General features: G+C 32.1%; 10 protein-coding genes. 5 read left to right on the top strand and 5 right to left on the bottom strand.

All coding sequences use genetic code 11. From position 1 onward, the window contains the following. Positions 1-13 precede the first annotated feature (13 nt). Positions 14-565 (bottom strand): thioredoxin family protein, encoded by a 552-nt coding sequence (locus N2712_02320; protein MCX8028809.1) that lies wholly within the window; start codon positions 563-565, stop codon positions 14-16. 132 nt (positions 566-697) lie between these two features. Continuing rightward, positions 698-1252 carry a DnaJ domain-containing protein gene (locus tag N2712_02315; GenBank protein ID MCX8028808.1) on the bottom strand — a complete coding sequence of 185 codons (555 nt, stop codon included), beginning with the start codon at positions 1250-1252 and terminating at the stop codon, positions 698-700. A 41-nt stretch (positions 1253-1293) separates the two neighbouring features. Between N2712_02315 and N2712_02310 the strand changes: the two genes are divergently transcribed. The 4 genes from N2712_02310 (at position 1294) to N2712_02295 (ending at position 5718) form a co-directional block, all read left to right on the top strand. Then, positions 1294-1731 carry a hypothetical protein gene (locus tag N2712_02310; protein MCX8028807.1) on the top strand — a complete coding sequence of 146 codons (438 nt, stop codon included), beginning with the start codon at positions 1294-1296 and terminating at the stop codon, positions 1729-1731. After that, entirely contained in the window at positions 1728-2396 is a 669-nt protein-coding gene (locus N2712_02305; protein ID MCX8028806.1) for a hypothetical protein, read from the top strand. Before N2712_02310 ends, N2712_02305 begins: the two co-directional genes overlap by 4 nt. Positions 2397-2485: 89 nt before the next feature. Then, the gene (gene gltX, locus N2712_02300; GenBank protein ID MCX8028805.1) at positions 2486-3865 is read left to right on the top strand and encodes a glutamate--tRNA ligase; all 1380 of its coding nucleotides are present in this window, start codon (positions 2486-2488) and stop codon (positions 3863-3865) included. Between the two features lie 164 nt (positions 3866-4029). Continuing rightward, positions 4030-5718, top strand: a complete 1689-nt coding sequence (locus N2712_02295; protein MCX8028804.1) for a methyl-accepting chemotaxis protein — start codon at positions 4030-4032, stop codon at positions 5716-5718. On the opposite strand, the gene N2712_02290 is transcribed toward N2712_02295, so the two are convergent. From N2712_02290 to flhA, 3 genes are read right to left on the bottom strand one after another with little or no spacing between them, the layout of a single operon-like run. Continuing rightward, a complete protein-coding gene (locus N2712_02290; GenBank protein ID MCX8028803.1) occupies positions 5692-6555 on the bottom strand; it encodes a MinD/ParA family protein in 864 nt (287 codons plus the stop codon). The two genes, N2712_02295 and N2712_02290, sit on opposite strands and share 27 nt — an antisense overlap. Continuing rightward, a complete protein-coding gene (locus N2712_02285; GenBank protein ID MCX8028802.1) occupies positions 6552-7733 on the bottom strand; it encodes an AAA family ATPase in 1182 nt (393 codons plus the stop codon). Before N2712_02285 ends, N2712_02290 begins: the two co-directional genes overlap by 4 nt. Continuing rightward, positions 7730-9802: a flagellar biosynthesis protein FlhA gene (flhA, locus tag N2712_02280; protein MCX8028801.1), complete on the bottom strand. Its 2073-nt coding sequence runs from the start codon at positions 9800-9802 to the stop codon at positions 7730-7732. The genes N2712_02285 and flhA overlap by 4 nt, the downstream gene beginning before the upstream one ends. A 483-nt stretch (positions 9803-10285) precedes the next feature. On the opposite strand from flhA, the gene N2712_02275 reads away from it, so the two are divergent. Then, complete coding sequence (locus N2712_02275; protein ID MCX8028800.1) at positions 10286-11839, top strand: 2-isopropylmalate synthase; 1554 nt, start codon at positions 10286-10288, stop codon at positions 11837-11839. Positions 11840-11929 lie beyond the last annotated feature (90 nt).

Below are 11929 nucleotides of genomic sequence, written 5' to 3'. Positions count from 1 at the left end.
GATTTTTGTATGTTTAGTAAACCCATTTTATTGAGCATCCCATAGATGGGTACTGTTCGGATGGGGGCTCTTTGCCTTCTATTAGTAAATAGCAAGCTTCTTTGAGATCTTCTTTCTTTACGCTATTTATATCTTTCCAATTGTCATCAAATCTACCATGATAAAACAGTCTCATATTTGTATCTATAAGATATATGTCAGGAGTACATTCAGCGCCGTATGATTTTGCTACACTTTGATCTGTGTCGACTAGGTAGGGAAAGGGTATTTGCCAATCTTTAATTCTTTTTATCATTTCATCAACTGAATCATCAGGATATTCTTTGTTGGCGGAGTTTGGATTTATTGCTACTACATTTATACCTTTAGTTGTGATATCGTATGATAGCTTTATTAGCCGAGGCCATATTGCTTGTGCGTAAGGACAATGATTACAAGTGAAAACTACTAAGAGTCCTTTACTTCCGATAAGACTTTCAGAAGAGTATTCCTTTCCAAAAGGATCTTTTAGAGTAAATCGTGGCATTACAGAACCAATTTCTATTTTCCTAGATTCAACTGCCATAAAAACCTCCAAATAAACTTATTATTAGAAATTTAACAAAAAAGATAGGTTAGTCAAGAAAGCCGGTTTGTAAAGTTTTGACTTTACGTGGTATGGTTATTAAGTGTTTATGATGTGTATTTACGGTTATGGTTAGATGTTTTTGTAACCTAACTCTTTGAGAGTGTTGACTATTTGGTTTTTGAGGTGTATTGGTATATTTTCTCTGTCCTTGATTTCGAGTAGATAGGGTATTACTGATTTCTTTTTCCTCTGTTTTATTACTTTCAGTGCGGCTATTTTCATGAGTTCGTTGTCTGAAAAGTATAGCCTTTGTAAAAGTTCTTCGTTTGACAACTTTTCTAAGAATTTGTCTGATGATATATCGTCGAAAACTTTTTGGATACTTTTTACTACTATATTTATATTCTCCTTTATCTTGTCTATAACCTTTATGAGGGGTGATAAATCATACTGATTTGTGTCTATGCTTTTGGAGAGTTTTTTGTCATACTTTTCTCTCAATTGGGGGTTTGATAATATGGAGTAAGCTTCATTTATCAATCTAAACATATTTTCGGTTTCTTTTGTTCTTGATACGTCAGGATGGTATTTTAAAACAAGTTTTCTATAGTTTTTCTTTATTTCATCTATTGTTGCGTTTTTCTTAAGGCCTAGAATTTCGTAGTAATTTTTGGTGAGATCCATAAAATTATTATCGTAATGTATCTTGAAATTTATACTGTTTTATGAGATTAAGAATCCTAAGAAGTTTTAGAGTAAAGAATGTTTCAAGTGGTGGAAAGTTTTATACTTTGATTGTTGACAATGGGTGTTTATTTTACGATAATTTTAATATGAGCTATACTCCTTTGGATGTTAAGACTGTAATATTTGCTGATAATTTACTTATGAAAAATTCGGTAAACAATCCTGCATATGCTTCGGCGTTGCAAAGTCAAGCAAAAATCCAGATGAAAGAAAAATCAGAAATTGAACAGAATAGGACTGCTGATGTCGTTGAAATCTCACGAGAGGGTGAAAAGATAAGGAGAAGAAATTTAGGAGAGGATAATGCCAAGAATAAGGAGTATCAGTTTCAAAATAGTAAAAATGGATCTCGTAAGGAAAAAACTGAAATTATAGTTGAAAATGGGGAGGGTAATAACATAGATATTATTGTATGAATTTCGTTCTTTTTGTTCTTTTTCTTATTTTATTGTTTCTTGTGGTTTTCTTTTATGCGAGATTAAGAGATGAGATTAAAAATCTCAAGGGTAAAGGTATTGCCGAAGAGGTTAAGAGGGAAATAGAAGGGTTGATAGTTGAGTTTAATAAGATATCAAACAGAAAGATAGTAGTGATGGATGAAAAAATAAAAGAGCTGGAAAATTTACTGAAACTTGCTGATGAGAAAATAATCAAACTTGACACTATAACCAGGAATTATGCGGAGGTTATCAAAAAATATGAAATACTAAAAAAGGAGCTTCAAAATGAGCTATTGATCTCAAAAGGAGATACTGGAAAAGTAAGTTTAAGTTCTCAAAAGATAACAGCTCCGAAACAGAAAGAATTACGAAAATACACTGTTAGAGAGCAGAATGAAAATACGCCTGTGTTTAGAGAAACTTTGCTTATTAGTGAAGCAAACACTATAAAGGATGAGAAACAACTTTTGGAGAAAGAAATTGAAAAAATAAAGTTAGAGGATTTAGACTTGGATAAAAGAGCAGAACTATTGAGAAAACTTTTAACACTTGAGTTTGATGAAGACAAACTTATAGATATGGGTTTTTCTCCATCTGAGATAAAGCTTGCTAAAATAGTTGTTTCGTCAAAAAAGGTGTGAGTGGAATGTTGGTACTTTGATGTGATGATGTATACTTTGAATTGAGATATTATTTTCGTTAAGAATTTATGTTGGTTTGAGGATTTTATATGGTTAGGTTAAGATTTGCTCCTAGTCCAACAGGCTTACTACATCTTGGTAATGTTAGAACTGCAATATTTAATTATCTTTATGCTAAGAAAAATAATGGTAGTTTTATCTTGAGAATAGAAGATACTGATCTTCAAAGATCCAAAAAAGAATACGTAGATGCTATAAAGAGGGATTTAGAGTGGCTTGGGCTAGATTGGGATGAGTTGTATTTTCAGAGTGAGAGGTTTGATATATATCTTGAGTATGCACAAAAATTGGTTGATATGGGAAGAGCGTATTACTGTACTTGTACCCGAGAGCAGATAGAAGAAAGACAAAAGAATAATCCTAATGCAAAATTTGGAATAAAATACGATAGGCATTGTAGGAATAGGAAATTAAAGCCACAAAGTAATTATGTAATAAGATTTGATATAGGAAATTTTGATTATGTTGAATTTGAGGATGTTGTCAAAGGGAGAGTAAAGGTTCCTTTCTCGGATTTAGATGACTTTGTTATAATAAAGGGAGATGGTACACCAACTTATAATTTTGCTGTTGTGATTGATGATTACCTTATGAGAATAACACATGTTGTTAGAGGTGAAGATCATATTACAAATACAGCAAAGCAAATACTTGTTTATCAGGCTCTTGGATTTGGTATACCTATGTTTGTTCATCTACCGCTTATACTAAACAAAGATAAATCACCGCTTTCAAAGAGAGAAGGTTCTATTAACATTGAATACTATCGTAAGGAGGGATTTATTCCTGAAGGTATTATTAATTATCTAGCCAGACTTGGGTGGTCTTATGGAGATAAGGAGATTTTCACTATGGATGAACTTGTATCTCTATTTGATATTAGTAGTCTTAACAAATCAAATGCTGTTTTTGATGATCAAAAGATGTTATGGGTTAATAGTGAGCAGATAAGAATGTTATCGTATGATAAGTTTTTAAAGTATTACAAAATATTCTTGTTGGAAAACGGCTTAGAAGAACCTTTGTCAGATGAATTCCTAATCAAAGCTTTTGAAGTATATAAAACAAGGGTAAATACGTTGAGGGATTTTTATAATGAGACTAGGATATACGCAACAGATGATATTGATATTGATCAAGAGTTTAATATACAGTCTATGATAAATGAGAATGTTAGAAAATCACTTGCAGATTTTCTTGAAAATTTAGATGATATAATTTCAAAGCCTGATGAAGAAGGAGAAATGATAATAAGGAGTATTCCAGAAAAGTATGGTATAAAACTCAAACAGTTTGGTCCTCCTTTAAGAATAGCATTAACTAACAAAAAAGTAAGTCCAGGTTTAATTCAGGTTGTGAAACTTTTGGGAAGGGATAAAACTGTTAAACGAATAAGTAAATTTTTATGACTTTATAAATGGGAATGTTTTCTTTGATTAAACGATTACTACTAACAAAGGAAAATAAGTAAATTTTCTAATCAACTGTTAGAATAAGTAAGGTTTTTGGTCTGTATTTAATTTGATAATCTATAATATTTTTATTTACAAATTATTTTAGTTTGGAGGAATAAATGACGAGATACTTATTATTTGTTGGTATCCTTGTAATTATTTTTTCTTTTCTATCACTTGTTATGAATATATTAGCGTTTTTTGATGTGATTACCAAGGGTAATCTTATCTTCGATATTGTGTATCTTATAACTACAGGGATACTATTTTTGTTAGTAGCTGGTGGTGTAATTTATTTTATTTATCTTTTCAAATCTATTACTACTTCTATTGATGTAATTTCAAGCTCTTTGAAAAACGATAAAGAGGTAAGCATATCGGATTCTTTTCTGTCGGAATTATCTGGTTTAATTTCTGGGTATGTAAATAAAACAAAAAGACTAGAGAGTTATGTGAATGAACTAGAAAAAACAATTAGTGTTTTGAAAGATTATTTGTATCATCTTAGTAATGGAGAAGTGAATTATAAAGCTCAGTCGAGTATATCTGAAGTAAATACTTTATTGGATAAAACTGGGAAAGAAATTCAAAAGATTGTCAGTTACTTGTTGTCTGTGATTGTGAGGATGTCGTATAGTGTTTATAACAGTGGTAAGGATATTTATTATCTTGATATAGATACTAAAGAAATAAATACCAAGATCAAGGAATTGTTAGATTTGATAAGTGATATTTCAAATTCATTTGTATTTTTATCACAGAAATTGTCAGAATTTTTATCTTTTTCTATAAAGTCGCACGATAGTTTTGAAAAATTTTACGAGATTTCAACCAACCTTGAAGCATCTTGGGAAAGATTTTATTCAATCTCGGGTGAGGTGGTTAAAATTAACAAGGATATGTTTAATGAAGTAAATGATGTGATAAATCTTTCGAAGTCTATTTCAGAGATATCAGAACAAACACTTCTATTGTCTATGAATGCACTTATAGAATCTTCAAAGGTAGGTGATGTTGGTAAAGGATTTAGTGTTATAGCAGATGAAATAAGAAAACTATCTGAAAATGTTAGTAGGTTTTCTAAGTCTGTGAATGAGAAACTTCAAAGTATAAAAGGTAAATCAAATTCAATAACCATATCTATTGAAAGTGTATTAGAAGAAGGTAAAGTTATACAATCATATTCTAAAGAAATTGAGGGTATTTCAAACAAATCTAGAGATAATTTTAGAAATATAATTGATAGTACTGAGGTTATATCGTCGAGTATAAATTCCTTTTCTTACAAAATAAATGATGCTATGGGGAGACTTGAAGAATTCGTTGTAAGGATTAACGGTGTTATTAATAACAATTTAGTGTCTTTGAAAAATAATCATTCGGATATTTCTGAGTTTCTTGATGATATAAGAGTACATATTTCAAATAATATAAATATTAAAAACGATAAAATTATCGTTTCTTTATCCCTGGCTGATCATGTTATATGGGTTAGTCGCTTGAAAGGGTTTATAGATGGTAGAGCTACTATTGATGAATCTGTTATTTTTGATCATACTAAGTGCAGGTTAGGTAAATGGTATTATACAGAAGGTATGTCGAAGTTTTCTAATTTACCTGAGTTTAAACATCTGGAGAAACCTCATGAAATGTTACATAGGATAGGTGGAGAAATAGTTGAGCTAATGCAAACAAGACCAGAGAAAGCAAAAGATTTATTCAAAGAAATTATTAACCAATCTCAAATGATAGTTAATGATCTTATGAAGATTGTAGACAATTTACCCTCCAAAGAGGACTCTGAATAATCTATTTAAACCTTTGTCTTCGTCTTTAACTTTCATATTCTCGAGTCTTTGGGCTACATGTTTTAGGTGGATAGTTGCTTGAGAGTTGGGAAATGCCAAAACGAATGGTTGTTGCCTTCTTACAGCAAATTCTACCACAGTATCTTCAGGTATGAAACCTAGGCTTTCTATCTTTACTCCAAGGAATTGCCCTGCTACTGTTGATATCCTGTCAGATATTTTTATTCCCTCAGATGGATTTTTCACTCTGTTTACTATTAGTTTTATGTTTGACGATAGTTTTAAAGATTCTGTTGATATTGCTTTTATTATACCGTAAGCATCAGTTATTGCTGTAGGTTCTGGAGTTGTTACTATTATAGCTTCATGTGATGCTAAGACAAAAGATATTACATTTCTACCTATACCTGCTGCTGTGTCTATTATAAGTATGTCGTATTCTGATAGATTTTTTAGTTCTTCAATGAACTTTTTTCTTTCTGCATCGTCGAGTTCTGCTAGCTGTGTAAAACCAGAACCTGTTGCTACTATATCTATGCCGATTTCGTTGTTTTTTATTATGACATCTTTTAAAGGCATTCCACCTTTCATGACATGATAAAGTGTATATTTAGGTATTATTCCGAGTACTACGTTTACGTTACCTAATCCTAAATCTCCGTCAAGAACAAGGACTTTCTTGCCCATTTTTGAGTATAATATGCCTAGATTTATCGATATATTTGTTTTACCTACACCACCTTTACCACTAGCTACTGATATTATTTTAGGTTTTTCAAGTGGAGTAGTATCACCGAGAGCTTTTTGTAAACCTTTTAGTTGTTCTTCTATAATCATACGCTCCTCCTTTCATCGAGAGACATATATACTAAGTCTAAGGGTCTAAATGTTGTTATATCTGCTTCAACTCTTTGTCCATTAGTTACAAAAGACAGAGGTACTTGTGATTCGTATAGTGCTGCGATAGATGATCCTAGAGTGTTGGTTTCATCTATTTTTGAAAGTATTATATTGTTATACCCAACCAAAGAGTACCTGTTTATTATGTCTATCATATCCTTGTATTTTGTTACTGCACTTATTACCAAAGATACCCAAAGATCGTACTTTTTCATAACTTTTATATGTTCTTTTAGGTCGTTTATCGTAAGGGTATCTTTTTGGCTAGTGCCTGCTGTATCAACAAATATAATATCTACATCATTTGCAAAAATGTCAAGAGATTCTTTAAGTTCTTCTTCATTTCTTATGGACTTCATAGCTACTTTGAATATTTCAGCAAAGGATTTTAATTGGAATGAAGCTCCTGCTTTGTACTTGTCGAGAGAAAAGAATACAAACTTTTTACCTTTTGAAGCACCCCACTGAAGTGCAAGTTTAACTATTGTCGTAGTTTTCCCTACTCCTGTTGGCCCTACTAGTACCACTATTTTGGGTTTTTTAGCTATAACAAGTTCGGTTGAAGCGACTTTTATGTTTGATGCTATTATTGATTTTACTTTATCGTATATTGTGTAGAAATTTTGCTTTTCTTCTTCTGTAAGTTCATTGTCTACTCTTTCTATTATTTTTTCAATAAAACCTATGGGAAAATCTCTCTCAGACATCTGTTTTCTTATCATTTCGAAGTTTGTTTCTTTAGCCTTAAGATATGAGGATGTTATTTCTTTTATTTTTTTATTTTCGACCATTACTTCTTGTATCATTTTCTTTATATTCTCTATTTCTTTGTGCAGTAAAGAGCTAGTATCATTTGGTTGTATTTGTAGTGTAGGTTGTATATTTTGTTTTTGTAGTGTGTCAAAATTTTTTTGGATATTATTATCTTGGTCTAAAACTTGTATCCATACCTGGTATACGGTTTTACTTCCTATTCCTAGAAAACCCTTTTTCCTTATAGGTCTTTTAGTTAGTATAACTACTCTATCTGGTGATATATTTCTTTTTGTCATTTCCTCATATAACTTGGACCTCAAGTCTGCTATGTTTTCTACTTCTATACTGAAATAGTTCATGTTTCAGCCCCTGCTGGTGTAAGATTTAATGATATGTAGTCAAATTGTTCTACACTGTAAGGGGGAACTATCTCGTTATATGATAATACTACGAGGTTTCTATATGTTCTTACTGTTATTTCTTTTATCAATCTTCTTATCCTAGTTGAACATAGAACCACAGGCGTTAATCCTTTATCAATCATATTTTTAATCTTTTCAGATAGAACATTCAAGAAATCCCTAAGAAGATTTGGGGGGACAGAGTATATAAATCCAGTATCTGTTTCTCTTGTATAACTTGCTAGAGTATCTTCAAGTTCTGGATCAAGTATTATTACACTTATGGTATTTGTGTTATCAGCGTACTTTGGTAAAAATTGTCTTGAGATTGATTGTCTTACATTTTCTGTTATAACTTCTGGGTTTTTGGTATATTCAAGTGAGTCTGCTAACGATTCAAGTATAGGTATTATATTTCTTATAGATACCCCTTCTCTAAGTAAGTTTTGAAGTACTTTTTGTATTATACTTAAGTTCTTTGAAGGTTCAAGAGAATCAATTACAGCAGGGTAAGTGTTTTTGAGAGTATCTAGTATAGATTTAACTTCTTGTCTTCCTATAAACTCACTAGCGTTTTCTTTGACTATTTCTGTCAAATGTGTTGAGACTACAGATATAGAGTCAAAAACATCGAGTCCAAGACTTTCTGCTTGTTTTTTGTTTTCTGGTGATATCCACCTGGCGGGTAGTCCAAAAGCGGGTTCTTTAACATCTACACCAGGGATGTTAAAATCTTTAGGTGGGTTTATTACAAGGAGTTTGTCAGGGTATACCTTATACCTTTTTATTTCAGTACCTTTTATCTTGACAAGGTATTCGTTGGGATCAAGAGATACGTTATCTTTTATTCTTATTGGTGGTATTAGTACACCTAGTTCTTGTCCTATTCTCTTCCTTATAAGTTTTATTCTGTCGACTAGGTCTCCTCCCTGCTCCTTATCTACAAGTGGTATCAAGTTATATCCTATCTCTATTTCCATAGGTTCAACTGATAATACTTCTTCAATTGTTTCAATTTGTTTTTCTTTTTTCTCTTTTTCCTTTTCTATTTTTTCTTTCTCTTCTTTTTCTTTCATCTTTCTTTCCATAAGTATTCCAAGCCATATAAGGCTTCCACCAATGGCAAAAAGTTGTATTGTAGGGAATCCTGGTAAAAGACCTAAGACTACGAGAAATCCTCCGGTTATGTATAGTATTCTGGGTTGTACAGTTAGTTGCTTGACAACATCTTTACCGAAATCTTCACCTGCGGCTGATCTTGTTACTATTATACCTGTTGCTGTTGACATAAGAAGAGCAGGTATTTGTGTAGATATACCGTCACCAACTGCAAACAAAATATAGTTTCTTATTGCCGTATTTATGTCTTCTCCCCTGAATGCAAGACCTACAACAAGTCCACCTATTATGTTTACAAAAACTATTATTATCGATACAATAGCATCGCCTTGTACAAATCTTGATGCACCATCCATAGATCCGTAGAAATCAGCTTCCATTCTCAGTTCTTGTCTACGTTTTTTGGCTTCTTCTTCGGTTATGAGTCCAGCGTTTAAATCTTCGTTTATGCTTAGTTGTTTGCCTGGTAATGCATCTAGTGTAAACCTTGCTGCAACTTCGGATACTCTTGTAGCTCCCCTTGTTATAACTATTAACTGTACTATAACCAAGATTATGAATATAACGAGGCCTATAACTACATTATTACCAACAACAAAATTACCAAAAGCCTTTATTATTTCAACATCTAATCCAGCACCTTTTGATAGTATTGCCCTAGTTGTTGATATATTAAGACCTATTCTGAATATAGTTACAATAAGGAGTATTGATGGAAACACAAAGAAATCAGCAGGTTTTCTGACATAGAATGTAGTTAAAAATATACCCAATGTTATGGTAATATTCAAAGCAATAAGAGCATCTAGTAGAAAGGAAGGTAAAGGTATAACCATCATTACAACGGCAAAAACTGAAGCAACGGCAACTGCTATGTCAGTAGGAAATTTGCTAGTTGGCAAATTCAAATAGAACTCCCCCCCCAATTCTCGTTAGTAATTTTAAAATTACTTACTTTCTCTTTCAATATTGGTATTGCCGTATAGTTAATTCTTTAAATGGTAGCACGTTGGTTTAAATCTACCTAAGATTTATAGGTTATTGTTTTAGGTTCTCGTTTTGTGTTTTTCGAATGCGGACGATTGGATTTTATCCAAAAAGCTTACAAGTCTTTTGGTATGTTTATTGGTGATTGATCATAGTAATTTAGGTTTTTTGTAGTTATTTTACTCTAATTCTAGAGTGATAGTTTTGTTTAGTTAGCTAAAATTTAGAGATTAGGTTATGTAACGATTTTAGTTGAGGAATGATTTTTGTTAGAGTTAGTTTTTGGTGAATATCGTTCTTGGAGTTATTAGTGGTAATTTTATGTGACTTTTTTATTATACTTTAATTAACTTGAAACAACTGGTTGAATTACTTAAATTTTAATCCTTGAAGAGGTGTGAAGAATGGAAAAGCGAAGAATATATATCTTTGACACTACATTAAGAGATGGTGAGCAATCTCCAGGTGCTAGTATGTCATCGGAGGATAAGTTAATTTTTGCGAAGCAATTGGCGAGTTTGGGTGTAGATATTATAGAGGCAGGTTTTCCAGTATCATCTCCTATACAATTTGAAGGAGTTAAGATGATAGCAGAGGAAGTTGAAGGTCCTGTTATTGCAGCTTTAGCTAGAGCAGTTGAAAAGGATATAAAGTCGGCATATGAAGCCCTAAAAAGTGCACCTAAGAAAAGAATTCATACCTTCATAGCAACTTCTCCTATACATATGGAGTATAAACTAAAGAAGTCTCCAGATGAAGTTATGAAGATGGCAGTTCAAGCAGTAGAGTATGCTAAGAGTTTAGTTGATGATGTTGAATTTTCTGCTGAAGATGCTACTAGAAGTAATATTAGCTTCCTTAAGGAAATATTCCTAGCTGTTATAGAAGCAGGAGCAACAACATTAAACATACCTGACACTGTAGGATATACAACACCATTTGAGTTTTATAACATAGTGAAATCAATAAAGGAGACTATAGGAGACAGAGCTAAAATAAGTGTTCATTGTCATAATGACCTAGGATTGGCAGTTTCAAATTCATTATCTGCTTTGTTAGCTGGTGCTGATCAGGTTGAGGTTAGTGTTAATGGTATCGGCGAAAGAGCAGGTAATGCATCACTGGAAGAAATAGTTATGACTATAAATGTTAGAAATGATATATACCCATTCTATACAAATATAAACACTAAGGAAATATACAAAACTAGTAAACTTCTTGTTTCTATAACAGGATTACCTTTGGCTTATAATAAGCCTATAGTAGGTAGGAATGTATTTGCACATGAGTCAGGAATTCACCAAGATGGGGTTTTGAAGTACAGGCAGACTTATGAAATAATGAAACCAGAAGATGTTGGTAGACATTCATCCGAAATAATATTGGGTAGGCATTCAGGTAGACATGCGCTGAAAGTCAAGTTCAAGGAGCTTGGTATAACATATTCTTCGGAAGAAGAGTTTGAAGAAATGTATAAAAGGTTCCTTGAAATAGCAGATAAGAAGAAAAATGTTTATGAAGAAGATTTAGTAGTGACGTTTTCTCAAAATATTGATGAAACTAAATCTGTTTATAGTCTTGTGAGTGTTCAAATAATGTCAGGTGATAAAACAATTCCAACGTCAACTGTTGTTTTAAGGAAGGGTAATAAAGATTATATAGAGTCAGCAACTGGTAATGGACCTGTTGATGCTACATTCAGAGCAATTGATAGAATTGTAGGTATAAAAGATGTTAAACTTGAAGACTTTAGTATACACGCTGTTACGTCTGGTAAAGATGCTATTGGAGAGGTTAATCTTTCTATACTTAGTGAAAAGCAATCGTTTTCAGGACATGGAACTGATACAGACATTATAGTTGCGAGTGCAAAAGCATACTTAAATGCCATAAATAAAGCTATTTATTACTCGGAGCAATCAAAAAGTAGCAAATATCCGTCGGAAACACACAAATAAAATCATAACTTTTGGACATAATTCGAAATTGAGTTTAAAGTGTTTTCAGCAGATGTAAATTTGTTTGGAAGTCTTGAGCTTTCTGGGTGC

The organism is Brevinematales bacterium (assembly GCA_026415355.1).
Taxonomy (GTDB): Bacteria; Spirochaetota; Brevinematia; order DTOW01; family DTOW01; genus SKYB106.
Note: the sequence above shows the minus strand (reverse complement) of the source record. Positions and strands in the feature narration are given on the sequence as shown.